This window comes from Exiguobacterium sp. SH5S13 (assembly GCF_004337085.1).
GTDB classification, from domain to species: domain Bacteria; phylum Bacillota; class Bacilli; order Exiguobacteriales; family Exiguobacteriaceae; genus Exiguobacterium; species Exiguobacterium aurantiacum_A.
Genome location: NZ_SJUS01000005.1, coordinates 65572 through 84304 on the forward strand (window position 1 = coordinate 65572; position 18733 = coordinate 84304).

General features: G+C 46.4%; 25 protein-coding genes and 1 pseudogene. 3 read left to right on the top strand and 23 right to left on the bottom strand.

The window, feature by feature from the left end; all coding sequences use genetic code 11:
* Nucleotides 1–89: 89 nt before the first annotated feature.
* The 3 genes from EVJ30_RS04650 to EVJ30_RS04660 all read right to left on the bottom strand — a co-directional run bounded on the left by EVJ30_RS04650 (nt 90) and on the right by EVJ30_RS04660 (nt 1648).
* On the bottom strand, nt 90–575 hold the full coding sequence (locus tag EVJ30_RS04650; protein ID WP_131468178.1) for a hypothetical protein: 486 nt from the start codon (nt 573–575) through the stop codon (nt 90–92).
* Nucleotides 576–588: 13 nt separating this feature from the next.
* A complete protein-coding gene (locus tag EVJ30_RS04655; protein ID WP_131468180.1) occupies nt 589–1068 on the bottom strand; it encodes a hypothetical protein in 480 nt (159 codons plus the stop codon).
* Between the two features lie 82 nt (nt 1069–1150).
* Nucleotides 1151–1648 (bottom strand): hypothetical protein, encoded by a 498-nt coding sequence (locus tag EVJ30_RS04660; protein ID WP_131468182.1) that lies wholly within the window; start codon nt 1646–1648, stop codon nt 1151–1153.
* 78 nt (nt 1649–1726) lie between these two features.
* On the opposite strand from EVJ30_RS04660, the gene EVJ30_RS04665 reads away from it, so the two are divergent.
* Nucleotides 1727–1930, top strand: coding sequence for a hypothetical protein (locus EVJ30_RS04665; protein ID WP_131458275.1), 204 nt, complete (start codon nt 1727–1729; stop codon nt 1928–1930).
* 3 nt (nt 1931–1933) lie between these two features.
* Here EVJ30_RS04665 and EVJ30_RS04670 read toward each other — a convergent pair whose 3' ends face one another.
* The 11 genes from EVJ30_RS04670 to EVJ30_RS04720 form a co-directional block, all read right to left on the bottom strand.
* On the bottom strand, nt 1934–2407 hold the full coding sequence (locus EVJ30_RS04670; RefSeq protein WP_131458273.1) for a DMT family transporter: 474 nt from the start codon (nt 2405–2407) through the stop codon (nt 1934–1936).
* A 12-nt stretch (nt 2408–2419) separates the two neighbouring features.
* A complete protein-coding gene (locus EVJ30_RS04675) occupies nt 2420–3079 on the bottom strand; it encodes a Crp/Fnr family transcriptional regulator (RefSeq protein ID WP_131458271.1) in 660 nt (219 codons plus the stop codon).
* Between the two features lie 11 nt (nt 3080–3090).
* Nucleotides 3091–3516 (bottom strand): DMT family transporter, encoded by a 426-nt coding sequence (locus EVJ30_RS04680; protein WP_131458269.1) that lies wholly within the window; start codon nt 3514–3516, stop codon nt 3091–3093.
* 18 nt (nt 3517–3534) lie between these two features.
* The gene (locus EVJ30_RS04685) at nt 3535–4473 is read right to left on the bottom strand and encodes a DMT family transporter (RefSeq protein WP_131458267.1); all 939 of its coding nucleotides are present in this window, start codon (nt 4471–4473) and stop codon (nt 3535–3537) included.
* 115 nt (nt 4474–4588) lie between these two features.
* On the bottom strand, nt 4589–5071 hold the full coding sequence (locus EVJ30_RS04690; protein ID WP_131468184.1) for a hypothetical protein: 483 nt from the start codon (nt 5069–5071) through the stop codon (nt 4589–4591).
* A complete protein-coding gene (locus EVJ30_RS04695) occupies nt 5046–5534 on the bottom strand; it encodes a hypothetical protein (RefSeq protein WP_131468186.1) in 489 nt (162 codons plus the stop codon). Before EVJ30_RS04695 ends, EVJ30_RS04690 begins: the two co-directional genes overlap by 26 nt.
* A 17-nt stretch (nt 5535–5551) precedes the next feature.
* Complete coding sequence (locus EVJ30_RS04700; protein WP_131468188.1) at nt 5552–6034, bottom strand: hypothetical protein; 483 nt, start codon at nt 6032–6034, stop codon at nt 5552–5554.
* Nucleotides 6035–6045: 11 nt separating this feature from the next.
* Nucleotides 6046–6504 carry a hypothetical protein gene (locus EVJ30_RS04705; protein ID WP_131468190.1) on the bottom strand — a complete coding sequence of 153 codons (459 nt, stop codon included), beginning with the start codon at nt 6502–6504 and terminating at the stop codon, nt 6046–6048.
* Between the two features lie 12 nt (nt 6505–6516).
* Nucleotides 6517–6972 (bottom strand): hypothetical protein, encoded by a 456-nt coding sequence (locus EVJ30_RS04710; protein WP_131468192.1) that lies wholly within the window; start codon nt 6970–6972, stop codon nt 6517–6519.
* Nucleotides 6973–6990: 18 nt separating this feature from the next.
* The gene (locus tag EVJ30_RS04715; RefSeq protein WP_131468193.1) at nt 6991–7422 is read right to left on the bottom strand and encodes a hypothetical protein; all 432 of its coding nucleotides are present in this window, start codon (nt 7420–7422) and stop codon (nt 6991–6993) included.
* A gap of 40 nt (nt 7423–7462) precedes the next feature.
* Nucleotides 7463–7930 carry a hypothetical protein gene (locus tag EVJ30_RS04720; RefSeq protein WP_131468195.1) on the bottom strand — a complete coding sequence of 156 codons (468 nt, stop codon included), beginning with the start codon at nt 7928–7930 and terminating at the stop codon, nt 7463–7465.
* 150 nt (nt 7931–8080) lie between these two features.
* On the opposite strand from EVJ30_RS04720, the gene EVJ30_RS04725 reads away from it, so the two are divergent.
* Together EVJ30_RS04725 and EVJ30_RS04730 are read left to right on the top strand one after the other, a co-directional pair.
* Nucleotides 8081–9286 (top strand): MFS transporter, encoded by a 1206-nt coding sequence (locus tag EVJ30_RS04725; protein ID WP_131468197.1) that lies wholly within the window; start codon nt 8081–8083, stop codon nt 9284–9286.
* Between the two features lie 21 nt (nt 9287–9307).
* Complete coding sequence (locus EVJ30_RS04730) at nt 9308–9739, top strand: MarR family winged helix-turn-helix transcriptional regulator (RefSeq protein WP_236634146.1); 432 nt, start codon at nt 9308–9310, stop codon at nt 9737–9739.
* Between the two features lie 38 nt (nt 9740–9777).
* Here EVJ30_RS04730 and EVJ30_RS04735 read toward each other — a convergent pair whose 3' ends face one another.
* The 9 genes and pseudogenes from EVJ30_RS04735 to EVJ30_RS04775 form a co-directional block, all read right to left on the bottom strand.
* Nucleotides 9778–10821: a flavin monoamine oxidase family protein gene (locus tag EVJ30_RS04735; RefSeq protein ID WP_131468199.1), complete on the bottom strand. Its 1044-nt coding sequence runs from the start codon at nt 10819–10821 to the stop codon at nt 9778–9780.
* A gap of 473 nt (nt 10822–11294) precedes the next feature.
* Nucleotides 11295–11924, bottom strand: a complete 630-nt coding sequence (locus tag EVJ30_RS04740; protein WP_131468201.1) for a DUF3841 domain-containing protein — start codon at nt 11922–11924, stop codon at nt 11295–11297.
* Nucleotides 11925–12014: 90 nt separating this feature from the next.
* Nucleotides 12015–12176 (bottom strand): annotated as a pseudogene (locus tag EVJ30_RS04745) (AsnC family transcriptional regulator); the annotation flags it as partial.
* Nucleotides 12177–12254: 78 nt separating this feature from the next.
* Complete coding sequence (locus EVJ30_RS04750; protein WP_131468203.1) at nt 12255–12665, bottom strand: hypothetical protein; 411 nt, start codon at nt 12663–12665, stop codon at nt 12255–12257.
* A gap of 14 nt (nt 12666–12679) precedes the next feature.
* Nucleotides 12680–12988 carry a nucleotide pyrophosphohydrolase gene (locus EVJ30_RS04755; protein WP_131468205.1) on the bottom strand — a complete coding sequence of 103 codons (309 nt, stop codon included), beginning with the start codon at nt 12986–12988 and terminating at the stop codon, nt 12680–12682.
* Nucleotides 12985–13236: a DNA/RNA helicase domain-containing protein gene (locus EVJ30_RS04760; protein ID WP_255417717.1), complete on the bottom strand. Its 252-nt coding sequence runs from the start codon at nt 13234–13236 to the stop codon at nt 12985–12987. Before EVJ30_RS04760 ends, EVJ30_RS04755 begins: the two co-directional genes overlap by 4 nt.
* A 173-nt stretch (nt 13237–13409) precedes the next feature.
* Nucleotides 13410–15554 carry an ATP-binding domain-containing protein gene (locus tag EVJ30_RS04765; RefSeq protein WP_131468207.1) on the bottom strand — a complete coding sequence of 715 codons (2145 nt, stop codon included), beginning with the start codon at nt 15552–15554 and terminating at the stop codon, nt 13410–13412.
* A 39-nt stretch (nt 15555–15593) separates the two neighbouring features.
* A complete protein-coding gene (locus tag EVJ30_RS04770) occupies nt 15594–16805 on the bottom strand; it encodes a hypothetical protein (RefSeq protein ID WP_131468209.1) in 1212 nt (403 codons plus the stop codon).
* Nucleotides 16806–16823: 18 nt separating this feature from the next.
* Nucleotides 16824–18731, bottom strand: coding sequence for a DUF2075 domain-containing protein (locus EVJ30_RS04775; RefSeq protein ID WP_131468211.1), 1908 nt, complete (start codon nt 18729–18731; stop codon nt 16824–16826).
* Nucleotides 18732–18733: the final 2 nt, after the last annotated feature.

The following is an 18733-nucleotide window of genomic DNA, read 5'->3' on the forward strand; positions in this document are numbered from 1 at the left end:
CATAAAACCAATCCACGTTGCACAAAACGTCAGAACGATGTTAATCAGTTGCCACATTCCATCTGTGAGGTGCATTTATTTATCTCCTTCTAGTTAAACCGATTCTTCGACGCATCGCGATGCGCCGTCCGCAACTCATGGTTCGTCACATGCTCCGGGTCAATCAGTTCAAGCTTCCGGTTCACCCAGACCGATAAGAAAATGAACGGGATGAACAAGGCGAGAAGCATTCCCGCGAAGACGAGGAGCGAGCCTTCAATCGACCAGGCGATGGCGATAAAGATACCCAGCAAGATGACATTGGCGAGCACGATGCCGAATTCGAGACGGACGAACTTTTGATAGCGCGCCTCGTCGCTAAAGGTGAGTAGTAAGTTCATCCGGTGCCAGGCCCGATATAAACTCGGCAACTGGGTCGCCATGATGATGACGGCGAACGTCGCCACTTTAATGTCTTGCGTGAAGATGAAATAAAAGGCGACCCCTAAAATTGCGAACGTGAGCAATAGCGCCGTCCGGTTCACGTTGCGGTCGTTCTCGACCATTTGTTTCAGTCGTTCCTGCTTTTCAATCATATTTTATCCTCCATTATGATGTCTTTCGTGTGCGGCGCTCGAGTTGCGCTTTACTAAGTTCAGTCCCCGTCACATGTTGCGGGTCAATCGTTTTCAACTCGCGATCGATGCGGACACCTAACACCACGAACGTGATGAGTCCGACAATAATGACGATGATAAATGTAAGCAATGTGATCCACCCGAGCATCGAACTCGTAATCAATAGCAGGAGAAACACGAGATTCCCGACGGCCAAACCAAATTCGGACCGTACTTTTTGTTGATAACGGACATCGTCGTTGAAAGTAAGCAACAACTTCATGCGGTGCCAGCCCTTATAGAGCATCGGGAACTGTCCGACCAAGATGATCGGCAACAGCAACAAAACCTCCGTTGTCATGAAATAAACGATGAACAGTGCAATGAACCCGAATGTCGGATACAGCGTCTGTTTCTGTCGCTTTCGGTCGTTCTCAATCATGCGTTCAAGTCTTACCGTATGGTCAACCATCAAATCCTCCTAGCCAAATCGTCTTTGTTTGCGTAACTCCCGATTCGTCACATATCCTGAATTGATTTCTTGTAATCGACCATCACTTCTCGTCCCATTTCCGTTTCATCTGCTCCCGCTTCGTCAACCCGAACAGACTGTCGACGACGTGCTCGTCATCGATGCGGAGCAATCGTTTGTCGATCAACGACGCAGCCAATAAATGGACGATCAATATGCTGGCAAGCATGCTGCTGAGCGTCGATAGTTCAAAGAAGTTTAATTCATATCCTACCATTAAACCGAACATGCCCCATAACATCGCAATGTCCCCAATACCTTTTACTCGGATCAATCCTCGATACGCACGATTGTCATTAAACGACACCTGCGTGCGCGTCTTTCTCCATGACATATAGCTTAGCGGCACTGCAATGGTCGTGACAAACAGAAACATCGCACTATGAGATAGCGAAAAATTTCCATAAAACCATAATCCTGCGGCCAAACCAATCAGACCGATTCGAAGCGCCGTGCCCATGCTAGACTTCTTGTCAGTCAATCCATATAGTTCTTCAGTCCGTTCTTTCCGTGTAATCATCCAATCTCCCCCTTTGAAACCAAATCCATCCATGACGCGTATATACAACTAGCATACCAATTATTAGGAGGGATTTCGATGGATATCCTCATTTTAGCCGTCTTGCTCGGCATCGTCGGTTTTATTGTGACCCGTTCCTATACTTTATATCCGTCATCGTTCGAGGAACGCTCACTCATTCAACCGAACGGCTCGCACACGACAAAATGCCCGCATTGCCAAACCGTCGTGAGACGGCAGGAACACGGGCAAACTTGTACGAACTGTCGTAAATCATTCTGAAGATCAACCTACTTGTTTTACCTGTTGGCGTGCCACCACTTTCTTTCCACTCAACTGGAACAACAGCACCCCGCCGACGATCAAGACGATGCCAAGCGCCGTCTTCCACGTGAACGGGATCGCCTCAAGTCCAAACCAGCCGAGCGTATCCCACAGCAAGGCGAACAAGATTTGCGACACCATGACAATCGAGATGGCGTAACTCGGACCGAGCTGCTGGACGCTTTGTGTCACGCTCATGACGACACCGACACCGATGATGCCGCTGAACCAGTACCACGTCTCCATGTCACGTAAATCAAACAACCCGCCGCCTTCACTGATCAATCCGATGAAGAGCGAGGCGAGAAAACCAAGTGCGAGGACGAGCGTCGTCGTCGCCCAAGCCCCGACCCGTTGTTTCACGTTGGCGTTGAACGTATTTTGTACACAGACGAGCATGCCGCCCATGACCGCGAGCATCATTCCAAGTGCCATTGTCGTTCCCCCTCACTCATAAATACTCTCCCCTGCGACAGCGATCAACCCGGCGCGATCGATGATTGCGATCGACCGACGATCCCGTTCGATCAATCCTTGTTCGACGAAGCGTTTGAGCGTCCGATTGACGTGGCGATAACTCGTCCCGATCAAGTCGGCGATATCGGTCAACTCATCGACCGTCGACCCGAGCGCACGCTCGTCCGGCGTCATCGACAGCAAGTAGCTCGCGAGCCGGACGTCGACCGGGTAAAACAAGTTGAAACTCATCGACTGCGACTTCAACTCGAACTTTCTCGTGATCTCTTCTAACAGATAATGGAGCCACGCCACGTCGTCTGCCGCGTGCCGGGCTAAATCGTCGAACCGGATGACGAGCATCTCGACCGATGTGACCGCCTCGACCGTATTTAAATATGGCGTCCGGCGCACGTATTCGATGTCACCGATCAAATCGAACGGACGTTTGAACGACAGTACGAGGCGTTTACCCGTTGCCGACGTATGCGCCACGCGAATCTTGCCTTTGACGAGAAAATGAAGGTGGTGCGCGTCGTCACCTTGGGCGCAAATCGTCGCGCCCGGCTCGTAACGGACGAGCGTGAAATGTTCGTGTGTCGCTTTTGGCAAGACTTGTAACTCCAGTTGCGTCAAATAGTGTTCTAGCATCCGGTCCCCTCCTACCATTTCAACAAGATGATGCCGGCGACCATCATGGCGACACCGAGCAATTGTGACACGTTCAACTCTCGGCGTACCATCCCGAACCAGCCGCGCCAATCGATGACGAGCGCGAGGGCGAGCTGCGCAATCAGAAACAAGGAGATTGTCAACGTGACACCGAGCTGATGGACGGCTGTCATGTTGCTGAACAAGATGAGGGCTGCGAACGCGCCACCCGACAAATAGAGCGGGTGCACGTGTCGCATCTGTTTATACGTCCGGTCACGCACAGCCAACATGACAAGAAGCGCCACGACGAAGCCGGTCATCTGCGTCAGTGTCGCGGCCTGCCACGTACCGATCTGTGAACTGATTCGTGCGTTGGCGACGCTTTGCAACGTTAAAAAGAACCCGCCGCTGATGGCGAATAAGACTCCGCGCATCGTATCCCCTCCTTTATATTATGACAAGCGGATCATCATGATACCGAGCACCATGACGAGCAAACTGACGAGTTGAATCCCTGTCACCGGATTTTTGGCTGCACCGAACCAACCGAACCGGTCAATCAGCAAACTACCGCATAATAAGCCGACAATGACGATGACGACGGCGATTCCGGTCCCGACCATCGGGACGATCAAGACGTTCCCGCCGATGAAGAGCGCGCCGATGATCCCACCAAGCCAAATCCACCACGGTTGTCCCGATAGCCCGCGCCATTCGACGCTCGGCCGTAGGATGAGTAAGACGAGGAGAAGTGTGACGATTCCGACGACGAACGAGACGAGCGCGCCTTTTAGCGCAGACTCGAGCACAGTCCCTAAATAGCCGTTGATGGCGGTCTGCATCGCACTCATCATCCCGGTCCCGATTCCGAGTAAACGCCAGACGTTCAAGTTACCGGTCTCCACCCGGTTCGCGATGACAAATTTTCCGCGGCGACGATTGATCCAGTCTGTGAGTGCGACCGTCCCGACGACCCCTAGCAAAACAAGCAAGGCCCCAAACACGCGCCACGGTGTGAGGACGCTCACGGTCGAATTGAACCAACCGAAGTGATCGATTAAGAGCCCCATCACGATCTGTCCAAAGATTGGCATGATGACCGTCTGGACGCTGCCGAGACGTGGGAACAAGAGGATGTTCCCCGTTAAAAAAATGACCCCTAACAAGCCACCCGACCACATCCAGATCGGCTGTTGCTGAAAGATTGACGAGTCGAACCCGAATCCTTGTCCAGAGACAAGAAGGATGAGCGATAAAAAGGTCGTCCCGACCGCGAATGATAGGAACGAAGCGACAAACGGTGACCCGACGATCGAACGCAGACGCGAGTTCACGCTCGTCTGTATCGGTAGTAAGATGCCGATCACGAGTCCAATAACAATGGCTAACATATTTCGTTTCCTCGATTCTATGATGTAGTGCAAGTTATTATCTCAATGTACATCTCACTCATCTAAAGTATAAAGGACCGATGTCCTGAATCACAAAAAGACGAGTCCCGTTTGATTAGGAACTCGTCTTATGTTCGGTATTTCGTTGTTTTTTTGCTTTGCTCAACACTTTCACGGTGACATGGTCGTCATCGAACATCAAGATGAATCGATCGAGCCAGCGTGGGGTGAGGATACTGAAAACAATCAAACTGACAATGAGTGCCAGCAGAACTTGAATCGAAACAACACCTGCATGATAGAAAGCGAACAGGCTCAAAATCGCGACGAATCCGATCCATTCGAACACGAAGCCCATGTAGACCCAGCGTGTGTAGCGACGGCTTTCGTTGAACGTGAGCAAGAGCTTCGTCTTACGCCACTCCAGACATAAATACGGGAAATAGGAGATGGCCAAGACAAACGGGAGCCACGTCGGTGCCATATAGCCGACGACGACCGTGGCGACGAGCCCGGCCATCCAAATCCACCATCGCACAAACCAATGGGTATCGTCTTGTACGAGCAGCTGGTTAATGCGTTCTTGTTTTGTCAGCATATGTACTCCTCTCATAAGATCGATAGTCTTTCGTGATTTCATCTCGTGTCGGTTGATCGGTATCTGCCTGTTTGAACTGTTTATGTGTCGTGTAATGGCGCCATCCCAAAATCATGAAACAGACACCATAGAGCACCCAGCCGAACGTTGGAATGTGTAGCCGACTGAGGAGAATCGTCCCCGTGACCCACACAATCCAGAGACTATACATCTGATACAAACGTTTCGTTAGCACCCTTCCTCGTCCGTTCGTAAAAGCCATCAGCACCTCACCTTCACGGAGCATGAAACGAACGAGTCCGATGGCGGCAAAGATTGAACCGATGCCCCACACCCACCAGAAGTCGTCAAAGCTTAACGTAAAAGAATTTAAAAAGATGAGCGCGGCCGTCAGCCAAAAAACAATTTTCTGATGCGGTTCTCGATACGCTCCGATTGCTTGAATCCGTTCTTGTTTCGTCATACAATTTCAGTCCTTTTCTAATCATTGATTCCGTCAAGCCAACGCTTTAGTTGCTCACGATTGGCTTTCACTAGCATACTCGAGGTGACATGTTCCGGGTCGAGTTGAAGAAGTTTTTTGTCAATCCAAAACGGCAACAAGATGGATGGCGGTGCCCCGATCACCAGTGCCCACATAAGTGCATCCACATGAATTTTCCCCGTCAAAAGCAGCGCAATGAGACTGAACAGTAAAAAGAAAGTGAAGCATAGTAAGAAAAAGTTCGTTTTAATCAGACGACGATACGTCCAGTCGTCATTAAACTGCAGGTAGACAACCGTCTTTTTCCATTCGAAAAACAGCGTCGGCACGAGGCCAACAACCGCGATCATGCTGGAGTAAGTCGTCTGCATCATAAAGTAGAGCGCACCCACGAAAAGGAGTACACTGCTCCCAATCATAAAACGTCGATACGTTTTGTCCACTTGTAACAGCGCTTGGAATCGAGTTTCCCGGTCCATCAGTCTCCTCCTTAGTCTCTGACGTTACTGAGTTTGATGTCGCGACGTATCGGGTGTTCTGGGTCTGCACGCGTCAATTGATCTTCGAGCTTTCGTTGAATGCGGTAAAATCCGATTATGACACCGATTACTAAAACAGGTCCCAACCACATTACCCCGAGTCGTCCAGTCAAAAGATAGATGAAAATAAGTAGTGGAATCACAGCAAAATCGTACACGTATTGCTTCGTGATGATTTGTTTCGCCTTATGCTTGCTCGTCAAACTCTTCGCAAAACGACTTTCATAACCGAGCACGACACTAATAAACAGGAGACAACTCGCCGTGCCAACGATGTACCATACACTACCCTGTTCCAATCTCTGAATCGAGAACACACAAAACATCATTACAATAACTAAGGCACTGCGAGCCCACGCCAACTTTTGGGTCATTTTATAAATAACGTTGATGCGTTCTTGTTTGGTCATACAATGCCCTCCTTAAAAGCTTTCCCGTTTGACGTCTCGACGTGTCGGTTGCTCGGGATCGATTAGTTTTACCTTCTCATCAAGCAGCCGCTCTACGAACAACAGAGCTAAAGCCGTAAGCGAAAACACCAAAAACGGGACCCAGCTGATTGTTTCTAGCTTCATGAGCAACGGGAAAGCGAAACCGATAAAGACAATCATCACATAATCAAATGCATACTGGATGTGAATGATTCGTTTAGCCCGGACCCGCTCGGTAAAGCTGCTCATAAATCGACTTTCGCGAATAGCATTCAATCCATACGCTAGCAATGCCACAATCATCAAACTTCCGTACAAGAGGGCGTGTGTCTCGGTTTGTAAAAATAAGAAGATAAGCACAGCAAGCGGAATCGCAAAACCGAGCCTGACGAGAAGCCATTTTCGATTTCCTTTAATCATTTTCTTTAGACGTTCATGTTTGTTCATAAGAGGCTCCTTTAGTTGTTATTGCTTCATGTCACGTGGCACATGTTGCACGTTCACTAGCATTCTCATTTTTCCTTCGAGCCCCCATTGGATTACGGACAGACTGAACAGACCACTAAACAACACGACAATTAGTGTAATCGATTGAAGATTGAGTTCCACTGAAAACAGAAAAACGAAGCCGAGCCACGCTAACATTACAAAATCAATGCTATATAATTGTCGAAAGATACGCTTCATCGTGACATCCCTTCCCGATGAAATCGTTCTGTTTTGAGCAGATAATACAAGCGCCGCAGCTACTAAAGCGAAAATAACTCCTAGACCGTATAGCATGTTATATTCAGCAGCTTCTAAATACAAAATGACAAGTCCACTGATCGGAATGGCCAATCCGAATCGAACCCACGATCGCTTACGTTTGAGTTGATTAAGTTCTTGTTCTGTCATCTCGATTCTCCTTTCATCACCAAGCACTGCACCTATCTAATCAAGCTCTCCAGCTAAATCGCGTGCGCTGAATTTCTCGACGGGTCGGTTGCTCAGCATCTATCCATTCTAGCTGTTGATCAAGTTTGAATTGAGTAAACAAAATTAAGATGGCGCTACCCATAAACAAAATGAATGGACTAAGTGTCAACATACTAAATCGCATCATAAGTGGAAAAATCACAGCCATCATGATGACAAACAAATAGTCGAGTTTATATTGGATGCTAACTACCTTTTTAGCTTGCTCGTTCGGTGTAAGGCTTTTGACAAAGCTTGATTCTCGTGAGAATAAAACATTTGCTGTAATCGTCAGTGCTAGGAGCATCCCTCCCATTAGCCAGGGATTCGCCTCTGTCTGTAAAAAGTAAAATACAAGTACACCAGTTGGCAGCGCAAAGAGAAGTCGTAATACTAACCATTGGGGATTCATCGTTTTCACTTTGCGTAATCGTTCTTGTTTATTCATATCGTTCACCTCTTCTGTAATTATACGTTTCTCCGTCTCAAAAAGTTCCGTATTTTTACATTTTTCCCGTCGGTCCGATTTGCTTGACCAGATTCAAATCTCGCTTTATAGTTTAGTTAACTTAACTTTATTTAAAAACGAGGTCTTCTTATGAACTTGCTCCAAAATTCCCGTTTTATCTTCACTTGGCTGTCCGGCATGACGCTGACGCTCGGTTTTTCCATCTTCTTTTTGAGCATGTCGTGGCTCACGATCGATGTGTTGAAACAACCGGCCCTGCTCGGAATCATCATGACGGCCGTCTCGTTGCCACGCGTAATTATGATGGTGTTCGGCGGTGTCTTTGCCGACCGCTATCAAAAGAGTCGCCTCTTATTTTTGACGAACCTCGGACAAGGTGTTTTGATGCTCGTCGTCGTCGCGCTGCACTTGGCCGACGCTTATTCCGTGATCGTCTTAATCTTTATCTCGATCGCGTTCGGACTATTGGACGGCATGTCGTATCCGGCGCTATCTTCACTCATCCCGTCACTCGTCAAAAAACATGAGCTCCAACGCGCCAACTCGTTATTCCAAGGGTCGCTCGAGCTCATGTTCGTGATCGGTCCATTTTTAGCCGGTCTTCTGTTGACGTGGGGCGGCTTCGGTCTTAGCTTTAGTACGGCGGCTGCGCTCATCTTTATCTCTGCTTTCTTGATGATGCCGCGGCTGATTCGAGACCATATTCCAGCGGCACAGACGATGTCGCTCAAGCACGTCGTCTTTGATTTGAAAGAAGGAATCCGCTACGTCTCGAAGACACCGATTTTGCGAAGCGGTACGTTCTCGATTGCGATCGTCAACTTGTTCATCATGGGACCGCTCATCATGAGCATCCCGATCCTCGTCGGTGAACGCGGCGGAACGGCGTTCGACTTGAGTTTGATTGAAGGCGGGCTTGCTGTCGGGACGTTCGTCGCAAGTTTTCTCGTCTTGTTGCTGCGGTCGGTCCACCGCGGCCGCTTCGTCTTCCGCGCCTTGTTCTTGACGATTGTCGCATTTCTCTTCTACACGCAAGCCGAGTCCGTCCCGATGCTCGCTTTCGCGGCGGCCATGAGCGGCTTCATGCTGATGCTCGTCTATTTGCCGGCCGTCACGCTCATGCAAGAGCATAGCGATCAAGACAAAATCGGTCGCGTCATGAGCATCATGGCGCTCGCCGCATCCGGCCTAGAGCCGATTGCGTTCGCCGTTCTATCAATCCTTGTCGCGTTGTCCGTTCCGATTCAAACGCTCCTCATCACGTTTGGTATAATCGGACTAGCATTTAGTATCGTCCTGTATGTGCGGAGCCAGACGTTCCGTGACACACGTTAAGGAATGAAAGGAGAACGGGTTTTGAAAGAGACACGCAAACAACAAGTCATTGAGATGTATCGTCAAGTCGACGAGCTCGACTTGTTGTTCACCAAATACTTTACCGACTTGAACGAGTTTGAACTCAGTTACCAGCAAGAACAGATGTTGCTGCTCTTCAAACGAAAAGACACATGGACGACGACCGAGATCGCGACGAAGATGAATATCTCGAAAAGTGCGGTCAGCCAAGTGTTGAAAGTGCTCGAACAACGCCAGTTCGTCCAAAAAGAGAAAAATCCGGACAACTTGCGTGAGAGCTTCATCCGGCTCGGTCCGGTCGGCCTCGACTACTCGAAACAAGTCGATCGAATCGAAGAACAGCTCGCCGAAGAGATGTTCTCCGTGCTCGAGGATGACGAGATGAAGATGATCAATCGCGCACTCGCGTTGATGATTCAGAAGTTCAAATAAAAATGCGTATCGTCCCGACTTGGGAGGATACGCATTTTTTATGAAATTTCGTCAACGACGCGCTCGGCTGACCGGAGCGCCCCTTCGATATGACCGCCGAACATGGAATCCGTCTCGGTCCCGGCGAGTGAGAGCCGTCCTTCCCAGTCCGCATCGAGTGCGATCGGCTGATAGACAGGGAAGTCGGTCAACGGCTGGGCATCTCGTAAACTTGCCGTGTCGCGATCACTCGACCAATCCACGTACAAGACGTCACGCGGCTCGCGTGCCTCTTCACCGAACAGTCGAACGAGTTGCTCGACGACGAGACGATTGAGCTCGTCCCGGTCTAGTGTGGCCCGCTCAGCAGGCGACAACCGGAAGAAACCGAACAGTGCCCCGTATCCTCCCGGAGCCGATGCGTCATGAATCTCCTGCAACACCCCGGACCAACTCATACCGAGACCCGATAAGCCGGCGTCTCGCCAAAATGGTCGGTCATACACGGCGACCACTTTCGCCTGCCCGGCCATCCACGTCGGTGTAGCCGACAGCTTCGCCTTCGTCGCTTCAGACAGTTCCGGTTGAAACGAGATGCGTGAGACGAGCCGAGGTGGGATGGCTAACATGACGTGTTGGAACGTTTTTGACGATCCTGTTTCGACCGTGACCGATACCCCGTCTTCTGTCTGGTGAATCGACGTGACGGTCGTCTCAAGTTCGATTGTCCCTTCTGGAAGTTCGGCAGCTAGCGCTATGGTCAGTGTCGCCATACCGCCTTCAAGTCGCATCGATAGAACGGTCTGCTCGGGTGGCAACGTATGGCGCTCGATCACGCCAGCTTGCCGCTCGAGCATCAAGTCGCCGGTCGTATGTTGTGGGAACACTTTCAGGCCGAGCCGGTCGACGAGTTGCGTGATCGTCTTCTCGGTGTCCGGCCAATACCACGTCGGACCGAGGTCGAAGCCGTTTTGGCTCAACACCCGTCCTCCGATGCGATCGCGTGCTTCAAACACGGTGACGTCATAACCTTTTTCGATGAGGAGCGAGGCGGCGTAAAGGCCGCTGACGCCGGCGCCGATGATGGCGATAGATCGATTCATTGAAATACACCTTCTTTATACGTGGTGCTCCCATTATACTGAAAAAGATACATCTATATGACTTGAGCGCACCGCTCAGGAAAGGAAGGTTCAAGTGCAGCGTTTGTTTTATTATCTCTATTTCCCGTTCATCTGGTTGATGCGTTTATTGTATCGATTTATCAAAACTGAATTGACGATGACATTTGCACTATTTATTATTATGACCCCGTTGATGGTTTTAATATTGGCTGACTTGCTTCCACTACCACTCTACTTGAAGATATTTGCTTCGTACTACGTCTCAATAGGAATGTATACATCGTTTCATTATTTCGATTCAGACGTCAAACGGAGACGGACAAAACCGGGGTATATTTCGCTCGATGAAATCAAATAACGCAGCAAAACGTCTTCTGTTCAATTAAGTAAAACGTTCTTGTTGCATCATTTATTTAAAATTCTCGCACTCAAGCAATGTCTTTCAGACCGGCTTATCCTTGGTAATGGAATGGAATCGATTTGTTCCAACCAACTCGATACCCGAAACGCCAACCGATATGTTTCAATCGGTCTATCCAGTCGTCACCTCGACCTGTGAACGGTATAACGGCTCGAACTTGATGGAGTTCAATTCGATGAATCACATGTTGATATTCTGGCATTCGTGTCGGCATTGCATGAGCATAGCACCAGTCTTTATCAAATATTTTCTCCCACGCTTTCTTTTTTTCCGCGAGAGTAAGCTCTACACCCGAGTCATAATCCTCAACTCTATCGTGAAGCGAACCTTGCATTGTGACGACGTCCCAGTATAACGCTTCTGAAGACAACACGTGCTCGTCTGGTAACTCGACAGTCAGAACAACGCCTTGCTCTCCAGGATTGACGTATCCATCTAAAGTACCTTCAGGAAACACATCCCAACACCATATTGGATAGTTGCCATTTAAAGAAATTCCGATTCGTCGTTCGTACTGATCGACCATCCAACCGTATGCTGGTTCGAACATTTCTGAAACACCATCTTTAAACATCACATAATCTGAATTAGCCGCTAAATAGCCGCGTTCCAATGCGACTTTCCATGCGCCCTCATGCTGACATGTATAATAAATCCCCATTATTCTCAAATCCTTCTTGTGTCATCTATTACTCAACTATATAAAAAACATTTATCGAAGACGTTTGCAAAATTTTCATATGTTCTCTACTCACTCGATCGGTTTAAACGGCACCGGTGACGACAAATTGATGAGTGATGACGGCTGCCCGTACGCCATCGATTCATCGATGAACGTCTCGAGCGTGCGCACGTTTTCCGTCACGACTTTGACCAAGTAGCTGTATTGTCCGGCGAGACGATTCAGACGAAAGCAGTACAGGCCTTGTAACGGGCCGTACTGCTTTTTTCTTGATGTTAATACCGTCTCATCAAAATAGTTCCTGTAACGTTATTCACCAGTTTCTTCTTTATAGCCACTAATTAAAAATGGAATCTTTAAGTTCGCAAGTTTCATTAAGAAATCTGGTTCAAACTCTAGTTTCACATCAACGTGATAGACGACACCTAAATCTATATAGATATTATCGGCTCCACAAGAACGAAGGGTATCGATATGTTCCGTAAGGGTGTCCACCATCCAAAAGAGACCTATATACGGATTTTTCATTTGTTGAAATTCCAGTGGTGGTTCAAACGACGCATCGCCGTGCGTAGCAATCCGTTTTCCTATGCGCTCCATCTCCCCGACTTCGGTCTGGGTATAAAATTGAATGCCTGTTTTTTCTGATGCGACGCGAGGTGAGAAATTCTTTCCGATTAAATGGCAAGGAATCATAAATTGATCGGATGGGATATTCATTACGAGCTCCCCACTCATTTTTGCGGACTCGGATACTTCAACGCGTTTTTCTCAAGCTTCTCTTCAATTGCCTGGGACACATCGATTCCTGCCGCATGCGCGAACGTCAACGCGTAGATGAGGACATCCGCGAGCTCTTCTTTCATCTCGACTTGTTTCGTCTCGAGTGCTTCTTCGCTCGACACCCATTGGAACAACTCCAACAGTTCGCTCGCTTCGAGCGATAACGATAACGCTAAGTCTTTCGGGTTATGGTGGAACGCCCAATCGCGCTCATCGCGAAATTCGATTACTTTATCCATCAATCGTTGTACTTCGTTCATGTCTGTACCTTCTCTCTTTGAATGTGTAGCAATCTCTCTCTGAGTACTTCGTCGCTCGCATACAAATAAAGTCCTCGGACGCCCCGCTTCATCAACACATTGATGGAGTTCAGCACGATTTGTTCTTTTGCTAATTCGACGTTCTCGACTCCTTTAATCCCAGCATAGGCACCCGTATCTTTATAAAGATTCGTGTCGATCACCAAGCAATCCTTCGTTTCATCGTACGTCACCGAAGGACCTAACACGACGCCGACTTAGTTCAAATCAAAACCTTGAATAATCGTTCCACCTACTATACCGAATTTCTATAGATTAAGGAGATAAAATAACGGGCAAGGTTCAAATGAAAAAATAAAGTTGTAAAACAAAAAAAGCTCCGCCAAAACCGACAGAGCTTCACGAATTCATCAAATTAATATTAGGCATCAATTAACAATGAATAGTCTTCTTTTGTATGAATGACAACCTCATGCAACGCTCGAGTCAATGACACGTATAATCGTCTAGCCTCTTGTGGAGTCTGTCGATAGTTCTCCTCGTCGACATCCATCAATAAGACGGCATCGAATTCCATTCCACGTAAGTAATCGATTGTAGAGACAGCAATCCCATCGCCTACTTTTGTCGTCTCAGACTGAATGAGTTGTGTTGGTACCGTTAATTTCGAGTGTAAAAACATAGCTCGTTCCATCGTCGGAGCAATGATACAAATTGAATACTGTTCTGTCTCCCATCTTTCCAATACATCTTTTAACTCACGACTCTTCTTCGTTCTTAAATATTCAATTGGTTCTCCTTTTCGTTCGAACGGGTCAATCCAACTCGTGTCGTGATCCGCATCGTATAATATCTTTTTAGCTAAATCAACAATCGGCTTCGCCGTCCGGAATGTTTTTGTTAAGTACTCGATTTCCCAATTCGAAGTCACATCCGAAACAATCGGGTCCCACGATTCCATCTCAAGCGATCGATAGCTTTGGAGCGTGTCACCAAACACCGTCATCCCGTGACACAACTTTTCGAGCACAAAGATATCGAGCGGTCGAAGCGTCTGCCCCTCATCGACAAAGAGATGACTCCATTTGTCCGGATATCCATTCGTTTCGTAATGAAGGTAGGTCCAGAAAAAGCGGTCGAGTTCAGTCGGTCGCTTTAACTTATGCCACATTTCCAACAGTTCTTCTGGCTGCGTCTTTTTGAGATAAAAGAGGCGGCCTGGTTGCTTCATGATCGACCAAATCGTAGCCGCCTCAAGTTTCGTCGTCTTCTTCCAAAAGTCGATCAGCTGTAGACGTTCTCGTTTTTCACGATCAAGACGCTTATCCATGCTTTCACGCATCAATTTTTCCAAATCTCGGGCTTTCACCGCATTTAATTCTGATGCCCAACGCTTTAAGCCATCAATGAGGTCTTTTTGATATTGTTCTTTATTCAAAATGGACAGTCGTTCCGATTCACTGCGAATCATTTGTAAAATCCGTTCCGTTTGTGCGCGTCCAGGATGCTCTTGAGCGAACCAGATGGCCAATGCCCGTTCATGAATCTCTTCTAGAGCTTTAATCGGCTCGTGTCGTCTAAGCAACACAGCGACATCTTCGTACCATTCATCGATTGCCGCTTCAGCCCATTCGAATAAATCTCGCTCTTGATATAACGGAAGAAGTTCATGAACGACACTCGCCGAAAAATCTTTTGATGACCCCGTCTTTAACCATTCATCAAATGCCATCGTCGACACCGATTGAATTTGTAAGTGTTCCGCGTCCTTCAACAGTTGATGAATCGTCGCCTCATTAGGAGCTAAATAGAGCATCTTCCGACGTTCATCTTGATACTGTAAGTAAGACATCCGGTGCAACGCCGTCAACGATTTCCCGGTCCCGGCCGCCCCTTGGACAATCATATATGTATTGGCCGGTGCTTGGATGATATGGTTTTGTTCGGCTTGGCGCGTCGCGATGAACCCGTCGATCGAGCGATCTTTTTGTTTCTTTGTCAGTTCCCGCTCCATGAAGTTCTCTTGTGGCACATCTGTTACAGGCGAAGGCTTTTTAAACGTCGCCTTGATTTGATCCGTAAACCGTTTCGTCAGTGACGCAGGACGTCGTTTTGTGTCACGACGATGACTCGCCTGCACGACGCGTCGTTGTTTCCGGTCAAGTTCGAGCTGCGTCATCCCGATGATGTCACCGCCTGGCATCTCAATCGTCTCCCCGTTGAACATGGAAGCACGCATCGCCATTTCACTCCGCCAATCAAGGACGAGTGGAATCTCAGGCGAGCTCGGATGGGCCACCCCGAATTTACCAACCGGATACGTCTCTTCTTCGCCTTCGTCCTCAACCACAAATGTGAAAGAATACAGCTCGTTCAAAGCGTCTTCGTACCTTTGGCGTTCCTGCGCACTTTCTGACTGCCTTGAATGCCCACGCATGTCAATCATTTCATAGTCGCTTGATTCTAGGCCTGGTTTTTCTCCAGTAATTCCCCCTGTCAAGTGGGATTCAATGACTGTACAGAAATCAGTTAATCTTTCTTGTTCTTGCTCTAATACTGCTTTCACACCCCGTAACCTCCTACATCACCTATTAATCTTCCTTCGTCATTCCAACACGATACGAGGCCAGTTCACCTTTTCTTCTCCAAAATAACGCTGTAAATACTGTAAGTCGCTCGTATACACTAAATACGCATGCTTTTGACGCCTGTGTAACCTAGAGATTCCATGAAGTAAATCAACGGTTCTTTGTAAACCTAATTTCGGCACACACTGTTGCGTCAATATTTCTCGTCGCTTTCTCATCGAGATCGATGTTACTTTAATGTATCCATACACGGCTAAGTCGCTCTTCTCATTTAATTGAAGATGCTTATTCTGTCTAAAGAACGTAGATTGTATCGTTTGATCAATCTTTGTTGCTTCTTGTGGTGTGAGTTGTAGATAACTCAGCACCTTTTCTAACGCATGAGGATTGAATCGTTTCCCGTCCCAGTCCTTCAAAAGCATTCCATATGGAGTAACCACACGATAGGGTAATTTCAGACCTAGCATCCTGCCAAAGAAGGCAATCGCGTCTTGCTCTGCATCAATACGACTACTTTTCCCGAACTCTATTTCGAATTCTTGCTTAGAAAAATATGAAAAGTAAAAGCGAATGATTCTAAAATGAACGATTGGGTTTGTTTCCTTATGTGGGTTTGGCAAATTTCGCAACACTTCTAAGTTTTCTATCATCCATGCCTTAAAATCTAAATCATCGGAGAAATGGATTGTTTGTAAAAATTTCAAGAGTCGATTGATTCGATTATTCATTCTGTTTAGCATTTTACGCTTACTTAGCAGACTGTTTAAATCTTTCTTTATTGCGTCAAATCGATTCGTATCCGCAAAAGATTTTTCTAACTCTTCCATATGAATCTCAAACGATTGCATATACGTATTACTTTCTACTATTTGTGGAATCTGCTCTTTGGCTTTGTAGTTGTCGTTTTGAAAAGAAACTTTATAGAATGTCCCATATTTCGATTCGGAAATACCAAATTTCATCTTTTTCTTCATTTCATCAGGATTAAACCGCACTTCCATTTCAATGAATCGGTCCTTATGAGAAATCAAAACTTGAAGCATATCCGAACGATGCAATGTCACCGTTCCAAGAGTGGCGATATGAAATAGTTCATCATTTATAACCCTACCGACAGTCGTATTTTTGAAAGCAACTGTAATCGTCCCAATTCCAATATTCACTGCTAATTGATTTTCCACATAATGAATCGGTATTTTTCGGACAGTAGAATTTTTATACTTAGCCACTATTCGTACGCTCCTCAATTAATCAAATTTCGCTAAAACTCCTCTAGTTACACTTTCATATTCATTTCTTTTAAAGGCTATTTGTCGTTTTATATACTTTTGCAATTCGGGATCGCAACAATATACATAACAGCCATTCATCCCACGAGTCATTAGCGTTTTATACGTATTTTTGACGAGTTGTTCAAGAGCATCCACTTCATTCTTTTTCGGCTTTGCAGGTCTTGCTCCACTATCTTTGAACTCTTCCCGTCGCACAATCAATTGTCTTGATTGCGGATCATACCCTAAATCAGGACCAATGATAACACCTGCGTATGTCATTTCTAATCCTTGTACCGTATGAATGCATCCGATTTGTTCTCGTCCGTCTGGATGAATGGCCCAGTCCAAACGTTTCGCATCATTCCAAGGCATTGCAAAATCATGTTCAGAAATCTGTACGTCTGGAACGAGTAGTCCGTCTAATCGTTCTTTCGTCCAACTCCATGCATACCCTGCAGTAACACGACCGTCACGTTTCGATACAACCTCGTCAATCAGTTGTTGTGGCGAATCCATTACTTGAACATCGTATGATCCATCCAATTCCGTCGTTTCTTCATCATTAAAAAATCCATTCAACCATTCGATGTAATTACCTGACCCACCACATCGAAATTGAGAATCTAGTGTTAATTCGTGAATAACAGCTTTTTGTTTCTTAGCTTCTTCTTTAATTAAAGCGTATGAACCAATGTCTTTCTTTGAAATCATTTGCTCATCATCAATGAAAAACACACTCATTTTAGCACTCCGGATAATTTGAGTTACTTGATTCTCCCCTTCAATTTTTCGTTGCATATGTCCATGATTTTTTAAACGATGCGCCTCATCACAAACTAATACGTCAATTTTATTCGCTTGAGTATCTACATAAGAACCAGAACCTTTGAACATATCTCGAATTTCAATCATACTTTTTTGTCCTACTAATTTTTTCCGTAAAACTTCTCGGAAAGCTGCATTTGGCGTAATATACTCGACTAATGCCTGTTCATTCACTAGTGCCTTTAGAGCATTTAAACCGATTACGGATTTACCGGTTCCCGGTCCTCCCTTAATTAATACAACGTGCTTCTCGTTCGTATGTAACACGTGCTCAGTATAAATCGTCAAAATCTGTTCGTAGGCTACTTTTTGTTCATCTAGTAATATGAACTCTTCGTTCCCTTCAAACATCAAATTTAACGTTTCTACTAATTTTTTTGAAGGTCTCAATTTTCCTGTCTCAATTTCTCTAGCAATCTCTGCGCCCTGACCGGCTCCTACTCGCTTTGTTACGTAATCGGTTAAACGAAGATCATCCATTTTGAAATAAACTGGTGCCTCCTTGTAATAATGACTGTATCTGTCATTCAATAAGGGCTCATCTTCATTTTTTCTTGACCTAATGTAATTATGTAAGTAAGCACATGAATCAAGCGTTATATCCGATTCAGTCGGATCTACTGATTCGAGATAATTTTCTAAGTACCGTCGATACGATAACGCTTGATAAGAAGGATGAACAGTCGATTTTATTCCTCCTCGAAATGCTGTTTGAACAATTCCATCTCCGTCAGCAATCTCCGCCTTCGTCCATTGTTTTAGTTCTACAATAATTGCATTCTTCTGACCATCTTGATTTTTCCCCGCAATAATGAAGTCAATTCGTTTTTGAGTTGACGGCAAATTAAACTCAAGAAGAATATTTACGTCATCCGGTATCAAGTCTCCTCTAATGACTCGCATCATCTCTGAAAGAGAGTTTTCCCACGAGGTAATTTCGGAAGCACTTACGCGTCGATTCATCTTCTCTTCAATATTCTTACTGAGGATATAACTAATTTCTTTCTCTAAAATATGTTCAACAAAGATACTTTTGGGTTCGTTGTAAATAATCATAG